We start from the raw sequence: 16,831 nt of genomic DNA, 5'->3' as shown, positions 1-16,831 counted from the left end.
GTCAGCCCGCCGACGCGGCCGCGCGGCCCGCGTCACCGCGCCAGGACGGCAGCAGCTCGTCGAGCAGGGCGACGGTCCGCGGGGGCAGGCCGCGGGGTCCGCTGCGCGTGGTGAGTTCGGAGGCCAGCGCGAGCAGGCCGCTCTGGTCGCCTGTGTCGTGGGTGGCCCGCAGGAGCTCGTTCCACAGCCGCTCGTCCGAGGGGGAGCTCGCGAGCGCGGTGCGGAGTGCCCCGATGGCCTTCCGCGGCCGGTCCTGCTCGCGGTGGTGGGCGCAGAGCGCGAGCGCCACATCGGCCACCAGGAGGGGTAGTTGGGTGTCGATGATCTCGTGGCCGAGCCAGCCGTAGCGGCCCTCGGCACGGTCGGCGAGGAGCGGGCCGCGCACCAGGCCGAGGGCGTCGGTGAGCAGCCGCTCGCGCACCGAGGCGCGGCGGGCGCCGGTCCCCTCGGTGGCCTCGTAGTGCAGCGAGCGCAGCACGTCGAGGTCGGAGACGACGGACGGGGCGAGAGTGAGCCGCCCGCCGGCGTCCGTACGCAGCCGGGGCGAGCCGTCCTCGTCGGCGCCGAGCCAGTCCCGGAGGCGGCCGATCAGCGCGTCGCGCACCTCGTCGGTGACCCCGCGCGGCCACATCGCGGACGCGAGGACCAGCGGGTGGACGCCCTCGCGGTGCAGGAGCAGCAGGGCGAGCGCCTCGTGGAGCAGGGCGCTGCGCTCGTCGTCCGGCGCTTCGAGGCCGATGATCTCGTACGTGCCGACCAGCCGGGCGTAGACGGCGGGGCGCCCCTGTTCGGTGATGTCCACCAGGAAGGCGTGGGGCGCGGGCGTCGGGTCGTCGCCGTCCGGGCCCGACATCGCGTCGGCGGAGGCGAAGAGGCGTACGACCGCGTCGTGGACGGCGGCGGGCAGCAGCTGGGCGGCGAGTTCCAGGCCGAGCAGCGGGGCGGACAGCCGGCCCTCTGCCGTGACCTCCAAGTCCCAGGCCGCGCCCAGCCGCTGGGCGTCACCCTCGACGCCGACCAGGCAGCCGATGCCCAACTTCCCCGCCCCTGCGGTCAGTTCGGCCAGGGCCGCGGCCTCGGCCTCCGTCGGGGTGTCGGCGATCATCACCAGGTGCGGGGCCCAGCGGGTGTGCTCGACCGGGCCGGTGCGCCCGGTGAGGACCGAGTCGTGACCGGCCGCGTCGAGCGCGGACCGGCGCCGCTGGATCTCGGCGCCGAGGTCTTCGAGGAGCACCTCCACGGAGTCGAGGTGGCGCAGCCGGGTCGGGGCGAGGGCGCCCAGTTCGCGGCCGAAGCCCACGACGGTGACGGTCATCCGGTCGGACCAGCCGTTGGTGGCGAGTTCCGCGGCGACCGAGGAGAGCACGGCGGCGCGCGCCCCGCCGGGGCCGCTGAGCGCGACCAGGCCGGGGGCGGCTTCGAGGTTGAGGAGCAGTCGTGCGCCGTCCAGCGTGCCGAGGCTGACCAGGCCCGGGTACGGGGCCGCCACCTCGGCGAGGTCCGGCCGCGAGTCCGCAGGCGCGGCGCCGCGCTCCAGCCGCCACAGCGTCGCGTCGCCGCCCTGCTCCCACGGAGCGGGGGGCTGACCGGAGGGCTGGGCCAGCTGGAGGTGCAGGTCGGTGGCCGTGAACCAGGCCGCGTACACGACGGGCAGCGGCCGGTTCGCGGCGTCGAGCGCGGCGGACAGGCCGCGCAGCGCCTGGTCGAGGAACCGTACGGCCTCCGGGTCGGCGCCGATCAGCAGGGCGTCGTGGACATCGGCGTCGGCTCCGGTGGGCACCGGGGGCTCCATGCCGCGACGCCCGGCGACGGCCGTCATCGCGGACTGCCACAGCGCCATCCGGCGCCTGCGGCCGAGCGCTCCCAGCACACCGGCGGCGAGCAGCGGCGCCCCGATGAGCGCCTCGGGGAGCCCGAACCCGCTCTCGGAGGACGCCGACGTGGCGGCCTGCGGGGTCTGCTCCTGTGCGGGGGTGGAGGTGGACGGGGCCCTCTGCTCCGGTACGGAGCTGGGGGCGGCCGGCGTCTCGGCCCGTGCCCCGCCGCCCTGTTGGGCGGGCTGGGCGTGGTCGCCGGACTTGGCGTACTCGGCGATCTGCTGCTGAAGCGTGGGCGAGACCTCGGGCGCCGGGGTGGGCATCTCGACGAGATCGCCGCCGTGGGCGTCGGCGGGCATCTCCATGATCCAGCCGGGCCGGATCAGGCTGGCCTCGGACAGCTTGGAGCCGTCCGGCTGCACCCGGTCCTTGTTGAGCTGGTAGATCTCGTGGTAGCGCCGCCCGTCCCCGAGGTGCCGCTCGGCGACCTCCCACAGCGAGTCGTGGTGACGTCCCTCGGGCGGGTTGATCCGGTAGAACTTGGTGGCTCCCACCTCCGTCCCGTCCTGCTCTTCCTGCGCGTGGTGCGCCTGCGCCGCCGCCTGCCGCTGCATCGCCTCTGCGACCGTGGCGGCCTGCTGCTGGCCCGGCAGTTGCTGGGCGGCGGCGACGGTCGGCTTGTGCGTGTTCTCGATCTGCTGGCCGTGCTGGCCGAGCCCCGGCGCGAAGCTCGCCGCCGTGGCAGTGATGAGCAGCACCGCAGCGATCAGCTGACGCGCCAGCAGCTGGCTCGGGCCGGCGCCGGGCACCCGCGAGGGCAGCCCGACGCCGGACACGGCGGCCTTGACCTCCACGAGCACGCAGGCCGTGAACTGCGCCCAGGCCAGCCACACGACCAGCGTGAGGATCTTCACGAACACGTTCACGGAGATCTGCTGCTGCACCATGTCCAGCGAAGGCATCCGGTGCGGCAACGGCCACCCGACGCTCATCGCGAGCGCCGCGGGCACCCCCACCACGAGCCCGAGCAGCGCGACGAACGCGAGGAACGCCTTGGCGAAGTCGCCGGGCGTACGACGACGCGGCAACGGCTGCGGCGTCCGGTTCACCGGACCCGTCGTACGGGAGGGGGTGCGTGCCATGGCGGGGTTCCTGGGGTTGAGATAGGCGGCCCTGCGGGCCGGGCGGGGGTGGGCTGGGGACCTCATGGCCCCCAACCCCCTTTATTCGACTAGCGGTTGATGGACTGGATTTCCTGGACGGTTACGTTCTGGGGCGGGGTGGTGAAGATGCTGTCGGGGAGCGGGGCACCCGGGTCGTTAGTGGCGGACCACTTGATCTTCCACGTGACGCTGGCTTTCAGGGCATACGTGCCGGCCCGCTGATACGTGACCGCGCAGGACGGCGTCTGACCGGCCATCCCAGTCGCGAATGGAGTGCCGATGCTGCCGTCGGCATTGATCGGGCAGGTTCCCGAGGCGGGGAACAGGGTGGCGTCCGCTGTTCCGGGGTCGATATGAAGGGCGACAGGAGTGGCGGTGGCGATGGCGGTGACACCCGCTACGGACGCGGATGCGTGCTTTTCCTTGAAACCCTTGCTGGGCGTCCAGATCCACGTCGGCAGGTTCACGGTGGAAGTGGCGCTCGGCGCCATGGCGATTTCAGTGGGAGTCAGATCGACGGTGCCCGCCGCAGCCTCGCCGAGGACCCTCGGGCTCACGGCCAAGGGCTCGTTCGGTGTTTGGCCGTTGTCCACCCAGAAGGGCGGCTTGTCGCACAGGTTCGCCTCGGGTTCGTCCTTGCGATCGGGGTTCTTCACCGCCGCCCAGAACATCCCCTTGCCTTGCTTGTCGAGGTTGTAGTCCTTGTATCCGCCGTCCTTCACGTCGCCGCTCTTGTACTTGCGGTCGTAGATGTCACCGATGAGGTCGCCGATGCCGAGGAACTTGATGTCCCGCCATCCCTTGACCATGGCCTCCATCTCCTGCGGAGAGTACGTGGGCTCGTACCAGCAGGCGGGCGGCGTCCAAGTCCCGTCAGTCGACTTGAGGTCGCCGGTCGACTGCGTACCGCTGCGCTTCGTGTCACCGGAGTACTGAACCTTGGAGACCCCTACGGTCACCTGCTTGCCGTTAGTCGCAGCGTTGGCTTCGGCACCCTGCCCCTTCGCCCCCGGCACCACCACCGCGGCCTGTGCCGGAACCGCGAGGAGGGCTACCGCCGCTCCGGCCACGACCAGGACCGTCGCACTCTTCCAGTCGTTCACCGCTGGCACTTCTTGTCCCCCCGTACTGAAGACAGTTTGGTGACCTGCCACACGCCCTTGTCGTTCTTGCGCAGGACCAGGGCATACGAAATGTACGAATCGCTGTCGGCCGGAGTGACGTTGACCTTGCCTGTCTTCCGGTCCTTGGTGAATCCCTTGGTCTCGTCGCCGCAGTAGGTGAGCGTCGCCGCGCCGTCCTGCCGGATGGAGACCTGCCGGTCGAAGTAGCGGATCGTCCCCGCGATGGAGACGTCCTGCTTCGTCACCGCGGCAATCCACTGCATGGCGCCCACCAAGGCGTCGTCCTTGGCGTAGAAGGCCACACTCGGCGCCTTGGCATCCTGATTGGCGATGGCCTCGTCGACGGCACGCACGTACTCCGCATTGTCGCCGAGTACCGCGTCCTTGATCGGATCGCCGGTCTTCTCCGGGTCGAAGGACAGCTCCTCCCCCGTCGGCAACGTCACCTTCGGCCGGTTCGCGGCATCGGGGGCAGGCGCCAATGCCGACGGCGCAGCAGACGCAGAAGCCCCGCTGTCCGCCCCCGCGATCTTCTTCGAGTCGCCCCCCTTCGAACCCCCACCGCACCCGGTGAGCAGAAGCGCGCCCGCGGCCGCCAGGGCAGCCGCGGCCGTCGTGGCCTTGTGGTTACGCATCAGGGGGTCCTACCTCCGTATGGGAACGTAAGGGAAAGGGGGTCCATCTCAGCCCACCTCGTTCTTCGCCACGGACCGGCCGTGCACCACGACCTCGCCGCCGTAGAAGAACCCGGTGAACACGGGCTTGTACGTCAACTGGATCTCGACCTCGACCTGTTGGGCGTTGCCCCCCAGACAGCGGGACGCCGCGATGTCCGGGCCGGAGAGGCCTGATGCCCGGGCGAAGGCCTTCACGCGGGCGCCGCAGTTCTCGTAGCGGATGGGCGCCCCGGCACCGGAGCCGTCGTACAGGGCTTCCTTGTCGATGTCCTGGGCCGCATAGCGCGCGGCCTGTTCCGCTATGTCCGCGGCGCGCTCCCGCTTGGAGATGGACAGGCCGCCGTCGATGACGAACGCGGCGAGGCCGAGGAAGAGGATCGCGAAGATGATCACCGCTGCGGCGCCCGACCCACGGTCGTCGAGACGGGTGCGCCGGGCCCGTATCCAGGCATACGGGGGCCACAGCCCGGCGGTGTCGAGCGGCCCGCTCATGATGTCTTCCTCTTGAACGGGTCGAGCGGCGAGGTCGAGGTGCCGGTCAGGGTCGTGGGGACGTCCAGGCCGAGCATCGCCAGGCCCCGGATCCGGCAGCTGACCTCGACGGTGAAGAACTCGGCGTCCGCCCAGCCCGCGCTGGTCTGGCGGACGCTCACCGGGCCCGAGCAAACGTCGGCCAGGTCGGCCTCCGCCGCCGCCTTCGCCTCGGTCAGCGCCGTGCCGTGATCCTTCTGGATGGAGCCGGCCCGCGCCGCGTCGCGCGCCGCGCTGTCCACCGCGCCCCGCCCGTCGACGAGTTGGCCGAACGCCACCAGGACCAGGAGGAACAGGATCATCACCGGCGCGAGGATGACCACCTCGATGGTGGACAGGCCTCGGTCCGAGGCGGCCGCGTACCTGCGGCGCGCCGCGTCGGCGACCCGGGCCGCGACGGCGCGTACCGGCTGCGCGCTCATCGGTTCGCCCCCTCGCGTACGAATCGTTCGACCGGGCCCTGCGACCGCGCGTGCACGGTCAGGTGCAGGCCGGGGAAGACCGTCGGCACCTTGGCCTTGATCTCCACGCCGACCGTGTTCGCCTTGGGCTCGATCGCCTGGACGTCCGGGGCGAGCACGAGCTTCGGGCCGAGCTGCGCGATGTAGCTGGAGGCCTGGTCGCGGGCCTCGCCGCGCCAGGCGCCGGGCTGCTCGTCGGCCATGGCCCGCGCCTTGCGGGCGCCCGCCTGGGCCGCGGCCTGCGCGACGTGATCCGCGAAGAAGTACAGGCCGAACTGCACGGTCGCGAAGATCATGAAGAACAGCACCGGGGTCAGCAGCACGAACTCGATCGCGGTCATGCCGGAGTCGCCGCGGGCGGAGGCTGCCTCCACCCGGCGGCGTACAAGAGCCCGGAGTCCGTCGCGCAAGGTACGGCGCCTCAGCAGGTCTTGTCGGCGCTCGCGCCCTCGATGCACTTGCCGACCTTGTCGGCGCCGCCCTTGAGGGCCTGGTTGATGATCGCGGCCACCACGCCGACGATCGCCACGACGACCGCGGAGATGATGACCCACTCGACCGCGGACGCGCCGCGGTCGAGCTCGCCGGAGCGGGCGCGCTGGACGCGGCCCTTCAGGAAGGTGACCAGGAAGTCGACGGCCGGGTGGCTGATCTTCGGGAACTGCGGGCGGTTCATGGGGTGTTCGTTTCCTCTCGACAGAAGTGGGGGGAGTGCGCGCTCAGACCTGGAAGACGCGCATCGCGGCGGGGAAGATCAGGAAGACCAGGAAGCCCGCGCAGAGCAGCAGTTGGGCGACGAGCATCGACTGGGACTTCTCACCCGCCGCTCCCTCGATCTCGGCCATCTCGCGGTGCCGCATCGTTTCGGCTCGGGACGCGAGGGACTCGCGTACCTTCGCGCCGTCGTCCGCCACCAGGGCGAGCGAGGAGGACAGGTCCTTCAGTTCCTCGACGCCGAGTTCCTCGCCGAGCCGGCCGAGCGCCAGCCACTGGCTGGTGCCGGTGATCCGGGCGTCCGCGAGGGTGTTGCGGAGTCTTCGCAGCGCCCAGCCGTCGCTGACCTCGGCGGCGGCCATCAGCGCCTCGGGCAGCCCGCGTCCGCCGGCCAGGTTCATGGCGACCAGGTCGAGGTAGGCCCCGATGACCCGGCGCAGGTCGCGGCGCTTGTCCGCGGCGTCCCGGCGGATTTCGAGGTCCGGCAGGAAGAAGAAGACCGCCCCGCACAGCAGCGCCAGCCAGACCGGGATGATCGGGCTGCTGCCGAAACCGAGCGTCGCGACGATGACGAAGACCAACGGGCCGAAGACAAGGCCGGCGACGCCGAGCAGCACCTTGGTCGCCAGGAACCGTTCCCAGCCCCGGTCGAGCACGGCGAGGTCGGCGCGGATCGAGCGCTGCTCCCAGCCCTGCTTGACGTACAGCTCGGCGACCCGCGCGCCGATCCCGGACCGCAGGCCCGAGAACCGGCCGGAGCCCTGCGCCTCCGGCCGCGGGGTGTACACACTGCCGGACGAGCGCATCGCGTCGATCCGCGCGACCTGCGACACCGCCGAACGCTTCGTCCGCGTCAGCGCCCTGATCAGGACGTAGATGCCGAGGCCGAGGACCGCGCCGATCAGCACCGGCCCAGTGATGGTGTCAATCACCGCACTCCCTCCCCAGCAGTAACAGGACGCTGCCCGCCCCCGTCCCGGTTCCCGGGCGTGCCCTCGGGGGCGTCGGGGCGCACGAAGCGGGTCTCGGGCTCGGCCCGTACCAGGAAGCGGTCCGGGGTCTCGATCACCGACAGCTTGCGCAGCCACCAGAAGCCGAGCGCGAACAGGCCGCACACACAGGCGAGTACGAGCTGGCCGACCGTCGAGTTGTAGGGCTCCACGAAGTCACGGTTGAAGACGGCGAGCCCGAGCACGAACGCGATCGACACGCCGACCACGATCTGCACACTGCGCCGGGTGGACGAGCGCTGCGCCATCACCCGGTGCCGCATGTCGATCTCCTCGCGGGCCGACTTGGCGAGCGCCCCGAGCACCTGGCGCAGACCGGGGCCGCGCAGCCGGGCGTTGAGGATCAGCGCCGCGACGATGATGTCGGCGGACGCGTCGTCGATCTCGTCGGCGAGCAGCTGGAGCGCGTCGGGCAGCGGCGTACGGGCCCGCAACCGGTCGACCAGGGCGTCGAGATGAGGCCGCAACGCGGGTGCGGCCGCACGGGCCGAGGCGGGGATGGCCTGTTCGAGGCCGACCGCGCCGGCGATGGTGTCGCGCAGCGACTCGGTCCAGGCGGCCAGCGCCTCGACCCGCTTCATCGCGGCCTTCTCCTGTGCGGCGCCGCCGAAGAGCTTGTCCCAGAAGAAGACGAGCAGTCCGGTGGCGACGCCCGCCACCGTCCAGCGGGTGAGCAGCAGCACGAGCAGTCCGACGCCGACCGCGATCGAACCCCGCTTGCCCACGAACTGCAGCAGCTCGCCAGCTCGTTGACCCCGGCTGTTCCTTCCGCCGGGCTTCGCCTCGACACCGCGGATCGCGACGACGAGCAGAGCGAGCCCGCCGCCGACCGCGAGGCCCGCGGCCAGCGCGTACAGCGTCTGAGCCTCGAAGAGACCTCCCATGGAGGGAATGCTGTTCATATGGCCCCGCTCACCCCCAGGCCCCGGAGGGCCGGTAGCCGTGTACGGCGAGTTCCTCGATGCACGAGACGGGGGCGTGCGGCACGACCCGGCCGTCCGGCGTCTCGGCGAAGACCTCGCTGGACAGGACGCGCCCGTCGCAGCCGTTCACCTCACGGACCGAGGTGACCATGCGCTGCAGTCGGCCGCCGCTCTCGTAGTTGTTGCGCCGCTCCACGAAGACGACGAAGTTCACGGCACCCGCGATCAGCATCTGGCTCGCCTCGATGGGCAGCCGCTCGGTCGCCTGGAGGGCGTACGTCGAAATGCGGTTGAAGACCTCGGCCGAGCTGTTGGCGTGAATGGTCGAGAGGGAGCCGTCGTTGCCCTGGGACATCGCGTTCAGCATGGTCACGATCTCGTCGCCGAGCACCTCGCCGACGATGACCCGCGAGGGGTTCATACGCAGCGACCGGCGCACCAGGTCCGCCATCGGGATCATGCCGAGGCCCTCGGAGTTGGGCAGCCGCTCCTCGAACGCGACGACGTTCGGATGGAGTTCGGGGAACTGGTCGAGCCCGAGCTCCAGGGCCCGCTCGACGGTGATCAGTCGCTCCTGCATCGGGATCTCGTTGGCGAGCGCCCGCAGCAGTGTGGTCTTTCCGGCGTTGGTCGCGCCCGCGATCATGATGTTCTTGCGGGCCCGGACGGCGCAGGCCAGGAAGTGCGCCAACTCCGGTGTGAGGGTGCCGTTTCCGACCAGGTCGGCCATGAAGACCTTGCCCATGCGGGCCCGGCGGATGGACAGCGCGGGCCGCCGGGCGACCTCCATGACGGCCGACAGTCGCGAACCGTCCGGCAGCCGCAGGTCGAGCTGCGGATTGGCGGAGTCGAAGGGACGCGAGGAAAGTCCGGAGTAGGCACCGAGCACCTGGATCAGCTCGATGAGCTCCTCGTCGGTCTCGGCGACCGGGTCGGCGCGGACCTCACGGCCGTCCGCGTACCCGACGAAGACCTGGTCGCACCCGTTGATGTCGATGTTCTCGACCTCGGGGTCGTCGAGCAGCGGCTGGAGCCGGCCGACGCCGAAGAGCGCCGCGTGGACGGCGGCGGCGTACTGCTCCTCGGTCTCCGCATCGAGGGGAGTACGCCCGGAGTTGATCTCGGTACGGGCGTACTCCTCCAGTATCTGGGCGATCACGGCGCGCGCGTACTGGCGCTCGTCCTCGCCCGACATGGCGGCCACGCCGCGCACCTGGTCGACGCGCCGCTGCTCGGCGATCCGGTCACCGGCCTCCTGGCGGAACCGCTTGACCAGCGCGTGGTCGACCGCGCTCACCGGCCGACCCCGGCTCCGGCCCAGGCGGCGCCGAACTGCTGGTACAAGTCCGCCGAGACCTTCCGCGCGCTGCGGATGAGCAGTGACTTGTCGAGCCGACCGCGGCCGCGTCCGGCGAGCAGAGCCGCGCCCGACGGGTCGTGCGCGAGGGTGCCGACGACACGGGCGCCGGTCTGCCCGGCCACCAGCATGTCGTTGACCTGGTGCGCGAGTTTGACGGACGCCCCGGCCTCGGCGACCAGGATCACGCCGATGAACGGGGTGGCGAGCGCGTTGCCGCGCGGGCCGCCGTGGAGCTGGGCGGACAGCGCCGCGGCCCGGTCCCGTACGCGGGCCAGGTGCTCGGGTTCGGTACGCGACACCAGCAGGGCGAGCGCGGCGTGCGGCAGCAGATCGATCGCCGGCGAGCCGCCGCTGATCCGGCCGAGGTCGGCGATCACGTCGGCGGGGGCGTGCGGGGACTCACCGAGCGAGGCGAAGGCCCGGCCGAGCGTCGGCCAGCTGCCGGCGAGGCCGGCGGCCTGCTCGGCCGCGCCGAGTCCCACGAGGAGTTCGAGCCCGCCGGCCATCGGCTGGGCGTGGTCCCAGAGCTGGTCGGCGGCGAGCCCGCGACGGGCGGCCGCGGCCAGCGACAGGAGTCCGGTGTTCGGGTTGAGGGGACCGCCATTGGTGGCCATGCAGCGGTACACGAGGTCCCCGCCGGCCGGGTCCGTCTCGGCGAGCAGCACGCGACGGGGCCATACGGCGGCCAGGGCAAGGGCCGCGGTGGTGACACCGGGAGAGCCCTTGTCGGAGGCGAGTGCGATGAGCGCCATGTCTTCTTGGGTCTCTGTCTCTTCTACGTCTACGTCGCCGCGCGACTCAGCCGTTGTCCGGCGCGACCCGCACCACGGCGACTTCACCGGCGGACGCGGCCTGGGCCAGGGCGGCCGCCTCGGCGGTGTTGACGGTGAGAGTGACGGCGAGGTTGCCGCTGCCGAAGGACTTGTCCTGGGTGCCGGTGGCGCTGACGACGGCACGCTGGACGAGCGGTGAACTGCCCCCCGTGGAACCGGAGTTGCCGGTCCCGGAGGACCCGTTCCCTTTGCCCGCGCCGGCGGAGGTGCCGACCCGGTAGACGGCGACCGTCTCGCCGTCCTTGAGGTTGGTCGGGTACTGCCCTTCCTTGAGCGAGACCCCGACGGCGGCCTTGCCGGCCGGGGTGCCGCCGTCCGCCGCGAACATCTCGCCGACGAGGAGGGAGCCTGAGTAGAGGTTGGACTTGGCCCGCAGCTTGCCCAGGGCGGCCTTCTGCTCGGGAGTGATGTAGTGGACGCCGGTGTCCGCGGCGACCATCACCGTGGTGAGGTCCCCGTCCTGGACGGCATGCCCGGCGGCCACGTCGCCCTTGAGCTTGTAGACCTCGATCCGGTCACCGGCCCGCAGCACCAGAACGGTCGCCCCGAGGGCGCCGATCAGGATGAGCAGTACGGCGAGGGCGGCGAGGGCCGGCTTGCGCTCGCGCGGCGGCGCCGGAAGCCGCTCCCCCACCGGCTGCCCGGGCGCCGCCCCCCGGTGCGTCCCCGCCCCGCCGCGCTCCTGGACCTTCACGTCGCTTCTCCCCGTGGTAATTCTTTTGCGACAGCGTCGAGGGCGAACAAAAACGAACCACGACGTCTGCCTGAACCTGAATCAAGCCATCTCATGCCGCCAGGACTGGGACTCGACCGGTTGCTTCGGGCTTGCCGAAGACTTCCGCGAGGCCATCGACACGCTGCCAGATCATGTGATCGCACCGTAGCAGCCGCCCCTCAGCACCCTCAAGGCGAGTTAAAGATCGCGAACACCACGCAACCCTCCAGCACCGAGACAATGTCTCCCAGTTGGCTTGATTCCCCTCACCTCACCGCTCACTCCGTTACCACTGTGCAATCCACGCGGAGCCGGTGCGCCCCGGTCCCTCCACCCTCACGAAGCTTCACCGTGAAGTCGTGAGTACGCGTACTCATTCGCTCACGCCGCATGGGCGGAACACTGATGCGGTCCGCTTCGCCATCGAGTGCCGGCTGAGCAGAACGTGGCGTTCCGGAAGGGGAGATCCCTGAACTGTTGCCTGCCGATAGCTCCGCAATGCACCGGATTGCCGCGAACTTTGCCCTGGCGAACCACGCCCCGCCTCGGTAGCGTCCCTCACCCGCGACCCCACCCGTCCCACCTGGAGCACCTGTGAACCGCCGCACCCTGACGCCAGCCGTCGCCGCACTCACGGCGGTGCTCACCTTCACCCTCAGTGCGTGCAGCAGCGATGGCGAGCACTCCAAGGACTCGGACAAGATCGCCGGAGCCGGGCAGGCCGGCCCGACGTCGGCACCGCCGTCCCCCTCGTCCGCTCCGCCCGCCGCCGACCGGCCGGCGATCGAGTTGCCGGCGGACGTGAAGGACTCGTTCGACCCCGTCACAGCGGGCGACCCGGTGCAGGACACCGTCCTTGCCGACAACGCGGAGTTCGTACGAGCCCTCGACGCTGCCATCGCGGCCGGGAATCCCCGCCTGCCCGCCCTTGAGTACTACACCGAGGGCCCGGGAGCGGTGGCCGCCAACAAGTGGGTCAAGCAGTTCAGCGACGCCGGGTGGACCATCACCGGATCCACTCGGTACTTCCACCGCACCGTCACAGTCCGGTCGCCGAAGACCGCCTCCCTCAGCTACTGCGGGGACGAGAGCCAGGCGTTCAGCAAGGTCGTCAAAACGGGCGAGGTCAAGAAGACCCCTACGACGAAGGACAGTTACGTCGCCTATGGGATCCAGGTCACCAAGAACGGCAAGGGAGTCTGGGAAGTGACCGACATCAAGTCCACCCGGGGCGCTGCGTCATGCCAGCCGTGAAGCGGGCGACGCACGCCTTCGTCCTCATATCCCTGACGGGCGTGGCCTGCCTGCTGTCACCAGCGGTGGCCTACGCGGACAAGACCCCGCCAGGCGGTGGCGGGATAGGCGCCAGCGGCAATTCCACGCCCGGCGGAACCCTCTCCGCCACGGCCGGCGGCGTGGTCTACGACCACTCCAAGAATGGCTCCGGCAGCGCCGTGGGCCCGCTCACTCCCGTCGGCAACTGGACGCCCCCGGCCTGCTGGTACGCCCCCAAGTACAGCCCCGCGGAGTTCAAGGCGTACGTCGAGCCGATCTGGAACGCCGACTCCACCGGCTCCTCCTGGGATGCCTCGCAGCGCGACAGATACGTCAACGGAAAGCCCTACACCAACTTCAACCTGAACAAGGCCGACAAAGGCTACTGGTGGGACTCGTACGTCGACAAGAGCTTCCCTCCGGGCTGGGACGCCTGCAACAAGCCCTACTTCTGGGTCGACAAGGGCGCGCCCCCGCCGGCCGACGTGCCCGAGGCCATCACTCCCGAGATCCTCGCCAAGCTGGCGTACGCGGAGATCCGCGTGCCGGCCACCCAAGTGACCCTGAAGCCCGATGGCGCCACCAAGGTGAATCTGCCGACCTGGGCATGGCTGGACAAGAGCGACTTCCACCCAGTCTCGGTCACCGCGTCCGTCCCGGCGCTCAACATCTCGGCGACCACGACCGCCACCCCGGCCTCCCTCAAACTGGACCCCGGCACCGCGGACGCCACCCTCTTCCCCGCCTCCGGCGAGTGCCCCATCAACGCGGACGGCTCCATCGGCACCCCGTACGAGGCGGGCAGCGCCGACAAGACCCCACCCTGCGGCGTGACCTACCGCCGCGCCACCAACGGCACTCCGTACACCCTCAAGGCCACCGTCACCTGGAAGATCAGGTGGACCGGAACCGGAAACGGCGGCGATGATCTGCCCGACGGCACCTTCGGCCAGAACCAGCAGGTGACCGTCCAGGAGATCCAAGCGGTCAACCGCTGACGATCCGCTCGCTGACCCTCAAGTAGCCTCAACCACACTTCCACCACCAGACAGAGGACGATCAGATGGGCACCCGCAGCCTCCGGAAGATCTCCATGGCCGTCCTGATCGCGCTGGCCGCCTGCGGCTGCTCGGCGATTTCAGGGAGCCCCGGCTCGGGCAAGAAGACCAGCAGCAAGAGCCAGGCGGGGCCCACTTATCAGCAGGCCATGGAAGCCCTGTATCCGGACGTGTTGAGCGCCATGAAAGCCACGATGCCAGGGATCCGGCCTGATGAGTATTCGGGTGGCACGGAGAACTGCGGCGGGCCCGACTGGATCGACAGCAAGGACGCCAGCAAGCGCACCTCGTCGTCATATATTTCGTTGCCCGGTGCCCCGTCGGACAAGCGGACGCCTGTCGCTCTGGTCGATGGCGTTCTCCAGCACCTGCGCGGTCAGGGGTGGACGGAGGATACCCAGCGACCGTCGAACGTCGCCGGTAGCGAGGTGACTAAATATGCGAAGAAACAGGGCGGAAATGGCTTTGTGATCATATCCACCTCTCCCTTCAAACTGGCATCGGGAGAGATGATCCAGACACTCGTCGCCCAGGTGGTCACCGACTGTCTACGGAACCCGGACTACAACAAGAGCTGAGCCAGAGACGATCCGACCTCTGGATCATCCGAAGTGTCAGCCCAGGCGGCTCAATTGGGGCCCTTCTTGCCGCCTTCAGGGTCCTTCCGATTGGCCGCCTCTTTGTCGATCGCGTCGGCCATGATGCCCAACTTCGTCTTGCGCCCGGAGAGCTCGCCGCGGATCCGTTCCGCATTCGGCCCTGCCCATCGATCCTCCGTCGGGACGTTCTGGTCCGCCGCGATGGCGATGGGCTCGTCGAGCAACTTCCGGATGTCGTCGGCCAACCTCCGCAGATCGGCGGCGTCGCGTGATGCCATCCCTAATACCCCCGCTTCGACAGAACATCTGGTCAACCGTGTACCGCAATCGAGCCTCAGGCGCTACGGTACTCGATCATGGGGTTGGTTTACGCGGATCCGAACATGCTTGAGCGCCTGGCAAAGTCATTCGACGGCAGGGCCGGGGTGATCCCACAACTGAAGAGCCGGGCCACAGCGCTGAACGTTGGCGACGAGGTGTCGCAATTGCCCACGATTGCGCGCTGGCTTGAGGACGAGGCACGTGACCTGCGACATCGGGCGGGCATCCTCAGGACGCCTTCGGAATCGCCCTTCGCTTCACTCAGCAAGTTCGGCCTCCCCACTCTGACAGACGCGGACGCCGAGGCCGGGAAGAAGGTCGAAGCCGAACTCAAGGCCGTTCTGGCGGCTCACAAGAACGGAACTCCGCAGGAGCAGGCCGCAGCGGTCAAGAACTACTTCGCCTCGCTCTCCCCCACGCAGCAGGCCGAAGTCGCCGCAGCAGACCCGTCGTTCATCGGAAATTTGGACGGAGTTCCCGTCAACGTCCGCTTCGCGGCGAACCGAATATCCATCCAGAAGGAATTCAACGAGGAGAACGCCTACTTCGAAGGACTGGCTCCCAACGATCCCGCCTACAAGCGCACCAAAGATCGTGTCGAGACACTCCGAAGTTTCCTCAACCCTCGCCTCAAGAAAGCAATGGATGGGAACGGCAGGATCGTGGACGTTGAAGTCGCGCGACAATTCCTGGTGTTCGACGCACATTTCGGTTCGACCGCCGATCCCAAGGCATCCCCCTTCCCGGACGGAAGGGTGGCAGAAGTCGTAGGCGACTTGGAAAACGCCAAGAATGTCGCATTCCGGGTGCCGGGCATCACCAACCGCCTTGACAACTTCAATGACTTCACCAAAGGCGGATACAACCTGATCCAGGACGCCAAGAGAATTGAGCAGCCGGAGACGGCGGTAGTGAGCTGGCTCGGATACGACACTCCGGAGGTCGGCGACTCCGTCGACCCGGCCAAGGCGGTCGTGGGCGGACATCAGCTCAATTCCTTCCGGCAGGGCATATCTGTCAACCTCCGGCAGGACGCGAAGACTTCCATATTCGCGCATAGCTACGGGACTCTGGTCACCAGCAAAGCCCTCCAGAGCGGACTCACGAATATCAACAACGTCACGTTCATGGGTAGCCCCGGCCTCGGTCCGAACATTCACTCGGTCGCCGACTTCCATATGCCGAATACCAAGTTCTTCGCGATGCGGGCAGTCGGGGATCCGGTCTCCTATACCCAGGGGCACGGCGATGACCCGGCCGACTTCGCCGACATCAAACGACTGGGCACCGACGGCGCCAAGGGACACTCGGATTACTACAAGGCCGGCACTGGATCGCTGGCGAACATGCAGCAGATCCTCTTCGGAGACACGAAGCAGCTCACCTTCACGCACACCACACTGGACCAGGAGATGCCGGGCGCCGCTGAAGCCCGTGAGCTGGTCAAGTTCCTGCACGATCGAGTGGACCCGGAAGTCGTCAACAGGATGGGCGGAGACCTCGACCCCATCGTCCAAGGGCTCCTCAACGGCCGAAGCTCGTTCAAGGACGTCATCCGGCCGATCAACTCAGTGCTGAACAAATACAACATGCTGGACCGGGTCAAGCCTGATGAACTGTTCGGCGAGATCAACAAGTTGGCGGGTGACGTCGCGTACAAGCAGGCATTCAAAGCAGCAAAGGACCGCGGAGCACCGGATTTCGTCGCAAAGATCGCGGCCAACACCGCGGCAACAGGCTCCCGCGGCCTGCTTGGCCTAGTGAGCTGGCCAGTTGTCAAACTGCTGGAGTTCGACCGGCTGCAGAACAATACGCGCCAACTCCTCCGTGGCCTCCGGTCGGGAGGCAAGAAAATGCTGGAGGACGGCCATGAAATGGCCACCGAAGTCGCGCAGGATGGCAGGAGGATCACTTCTGACGGAGTGCAAGTGGCCGGCAGCCTCTTCAAGGATGGTGGAAGCGTCGCACTCGACGTCGGCGATACCTTCATCCACCCTGGCCACGTTATCGACAATGCGGGCGACGCCCTGAAGTCGATGGACCACGCCAAGAGCGAGTTCCTTACCAAGGGGGGCGACGCCGTGGCCGCGTTCAGTCACGCGACGAATACCGTGGTCGACAAGGGCGGCGACATTATCCACACTGGGATCGACACCGGGAGCAAGGCCCTGCACAAGGGGAAGGACGTCCTCGATTCGGCCCTCAACTTCGCCGGGTTCTAAGCTGTCGCAACCAAACACTGGAGGGAAT

The 16,831-nt window shown here is 69.0% G+C and carries 17 protein-coding genes; 4 read left to right on the top strand and 13 right to left on the bottom strand.

The window, feature by feature from the left end:
• Position 1: 1 nt before the first annotated feature.
• The 12 genes from ACWC2B_RS29430 to ACWC2B_RS29375 all read right to left on the bottom strand — a co-directional run bounded on the left by ACWC2B_RS29430 (position 2) and on the right by ACWC2B_RS29375 (position 11,307).
• Entirely contained in the window at positions 2-2,959 is a 2,958-nt protein-coding gene (locus ACWC2B_RS29430; RefSeq protein ID WP_450721826.1) for a BTAD domain-containing putative transcriptional regulator, read from the bottom strand.
• Between the two features lie 89 nt (positions 2,960-3,048).
• On the bottom strand, positions 3,049-4,083 hold the full coding sequence (locus ACWC2B_RS29425; protein ID WP_450721824.1) for a hypothetical protein: 1,035 nt from the start codon (positions 4,081-4,083) through the stop codon (positions 3,049-3,051).
• Positions 4,080-4,739: a hypothetical protein gene (locus ACWC2B_RS29420; protein WP_450721822.1), complete on the bottom strand. Its 660-nt coding sequence runs from the start codon at positions 4,737-4,739 to the stop codon at positions 4,080-4,082. Before ACWC2B_RS29420 ends, ACWC2B_RS29425 begins: the two co-directional genes overlap by 4 nt.
• Before the next feature lie 48 nt (positions 4,740-4,787).
• Positions 4,788-5,273 carry a TadE/TadG family type IV pilus assembly protein gene (locus ACWC2B_RS29415; RefSeq protein ID WP_450721820.1) on the bottom strand — a complete coding sequence of 162 codons (486 nt, stop codon included), beginning with the start codon at positions 5,271-5,273 and terminating at the stop codon, positions 4,788-4,790.
• Positions 5,270-5,734 (bottom strand): TadE/TadG family type IV pilus assembly protein, encoded by a 465-nt coding sequence (locus ACWC2B_RS29410; RefSeq protein ID WP_450721818.1) that lies wholly within the window; start codon positions 5,732-5,734, stop codon positions 5,270-5,272. Before ACWC2B_RS29410 ends, ACWC2B_RS29415 begins: the two co-directional genes overlap by 4 nt.
• Positions 5,731-6,114 (bottom strand): TadE family protein, encoded by a 384-nt coding sequence (locus tag ACWC2B_RS29405; protein WP_450721903.1) that lies wholly within the window; start codon positions 6,112-6,114, stop codon positions 5,731-5,733. The genes ACWC2B_RS29410 and ACWC2B_RS29405 overlap by 4 nt, the downstream gene beginning before the upstream one ends.
• A gap of 80 nt (positions 6,115-6,194) precedes the next feature.
• Positions 6,195-6,449, bottom strand: a complete 255-nt coding sequence (locus tag ACWC2B_RS29400; RefSeq protein ID WP_450721816.1) for a hypothetical protein — start codon at positions 6,447-6,449, stop codon at positions 6,195-6,197.
• 43 nt (positions 6,450-6,492) lie between these two features.
• Complete coding sequence (locus ACWC2B_RS29395) at positions 6,493-7,419, bottom strand: type II secretion system F family protein (RefSeq protein ID WP_450721814.1); 927 nt, start codon at positions 7,417-7,419, stop codon at positions 6,493-6,495.
• Complete coding sequence (locus ACWC2B_RS29390) at positions 7,416-8,381, bottom strand: type II secretion system F family protein (protein WP_450721812.1); 966 nt, start codon at positions 8,379-8,381, stop codon at positions 7,416-7,418. The genes ACWC2B_RS29395 and ACWC2B_RS29390 overlap by 4 nt, the downstream gene beginning before the upstream one ends.
• 28 nt (positions 8,382-8,409) lie before the next feature.
• Positions 8,410-9,717, bottom strand: a complete 1,308-nt coding sequence (locus ACWC2B_RS29385; protein ID WP_450721810.1) for a CpaF family protein — start codon at positions 9,715-9,717, stop codon at positions 8,410-8,412.
• Positions 9,714-10,532, bottom strand: coding sequence for a hypothetical protein (locus ACWC2B_RS29380; RefSeq protein WP_450721808.1), 819 nt, complete (start codon positions 10,530-10,532; stop codon positions 9,714-9,716). Before ACWC2B_RS29380 ends, ACWC2B_RS29385 begins: the two co-directional genes overlap by 4 nt.
• A gap of 46 nt (positions 10,533-10,578) precedes the next feature.
• Positions 10,579-11,307 (bottom strand): hypothetical protein, encoded by a 729-nt coding sequence (locus ACWC2B_RS29375; RefSeq protein ID WP_450721806.1) that lies wholly within the window; start codon positions 11,305-11,307, stop codon positions 10,579-10,581.
• Positions 11,308-11,922: 615 nt separating this feature from the next.
• Here ACWC2B_RS29375 and ACWC2B_RS29370 point away from each other — a divergent pair.
• The 3 genes from ACWC2B_RS29370 (at position 11,923) to ACWC2B_RS29360 (ending at position 14,239) form a co-directional block, all read left to right on the top strand.
• A complete protein-coding gene (locus tag ACWC2B_RS29370) occupies positions 11,923-12,582 on the top strand; it encodes a hypothetical protein (RefSeq protein WP_450721804.1) in 660 nt (219 codons plus the stop codon).
• A complete protein-coding gene (locus tag ACWC2B_RS29365; RefSeq protein WP_450721802.1) occupies positions 12,570-13,601 on the top strand; it encodes a hypothetical protein in 1,032 nt (343 codons plus the stop codon). Before ACWC2B_RS29370 ends, ACWC2B_RS29365 begins: the two co-directional genes overlap by 13 nt.
• Positions 13,602-13,666: 65 nt before the next feature.
• Entirely contained in the window at positions 13,667-14,239 is a 573-nt protein-coding gene (locus ACWC2B_RS29360) for a hypothetical protein (RefSeq protein WP_450721800.1), read from the top strand.
• A gap of 50 nt (positions 14,240-14,289) precedes the next feature.
• Here ACWC2B_RS29360 and ACWC2B_RS29355 read toward each other — a convergent pair whose 3' ends face one another.
• Positions 14,290-14,538, bottom strand: a complete 249-nt coding sequence (locus ACWC2B_RS29355; RefSeq protein ID WP_450721798.1) for a hypothetical protein — start codon at positions 14,536-14,538, stop codon at positions 14,290-14,292.
• Between the two features lie 78 nt (positions 14,539-14,616).
• On the opposite strand from ACWC2B_RS29355, the gene ACWC2B_RS29350 reads away from it, so the two are divergent.
• Positions 14,617-16,803 carry an alpha/beta hydrolase gene (locus ACWC2B_RS29350; RefSeq protein WP_450721796.1) on the top strand — a complete coding sequence of 729 codons (2,187 nt, stop codon included), beginning with the start codon at positions 14,617-14,619 and terminating at the stop codon, positions 16,801-16,803.
• Positions 16,804-16,831 lie beyond the last annotated feature (28 nt).

Source organism: Streptomyces sp. NPDC001415, from assembly GCF_053597395.1.
The sequence above is the reverse complement of the archived record's forward strand: the minus strand, read 5'-3'. Positions and strand labels throughout refer to the sequence as shown.

Bases quoted from the DNA above. Each gene is read 5' to 3' on its own strand.
- ACWC2B_RS29430 (WP_450721826.1), bottom strand. From the start codon at position 2,959: ATGGCACGCACCCCCTCCCGTACGACGGGTCCGGTGAACCGGACGCCG.
- ACWC2B_RS29420 (WP_450721822.1), bottom strand. From the start codon at position 4,739: ATGCGTAACCACAAGGCCACGACGGCCGCGGCTGCCCTGGCGGCCGCG.
- ACWC2B_RS29415 (WP_450721820.1), bottom strand. From the start codon at position 5,273: ATGAGCGGGCCGCTCGACACCGCCGGGCTGTGGCCCCCGTATGCCTGG.
- ACWC2B_RS29410 (WP_450721818.1), bottom strand. From the start codon at position 5,734: ATGAGCGCGCAGCCGGTACGCGCCGTCGCGGCCCGGGTCGCCGACGCG.
- ACWC2B_RS29405 (WP_450721903.1), bottom strand. From the start codon at position 6,114: ATGACCGCGATCGAGTTCGTGCTGCTGACCCCGGTGCTGTTCTTCATG.
- ACWC2B_RS29400 (WP_450721816.1), bottom strand. From the start codon at position 6,449: ATGAACCGCCCGCAGTTCCCGAAGATCAGCCACCCGGCCGTCGACTTC.
- ACWC2B_RS29390 (WP_450721812.1), bottom strand. From the start codon at position 8,381: ATGGGAGGTCTCTTCGAGGCTCAGACGCTGTACGCGCTGGCCGCGGGC.
- ACWC2B_RS29380 (WP_450721808.1), bottom strand. From the start codon at position 10,532: ATGGCGCTCATCGCACTCGCCTCCGACAAGGGCTCTCCCGGTGTCACC.
- ACWC2B_RS29365 (WP_450721802.1), top strand. From the start codon at position 12,570: ATGCCAGCCGTGAAGCGGGCGACGCACGCCTTCGTCCTCATATCCCTG.
- ACWC2B_RS29360 (WP_450721800.1), top strand. From the start codon at position 13,667: ATGGGCACCCGCAGCCTCCGGAAGATCTCCATGGCCGTCCTGATCGCG.
- ACWC2B_RS29355 (WP_450721798.1), bottom strand. From the start codon at position 14,538: ATGGCATCACGCGACGCCGCCGATCTGCGGAGGTTGGCCGACGACATC.
- ACWC2B_RS29350 (WP_450721796.1), top strand. From the start codon at position 14,617: ATGGGGTTGGTTTACGCGGATCCGAACATGCTTGAGCGCCTGGCAAAG.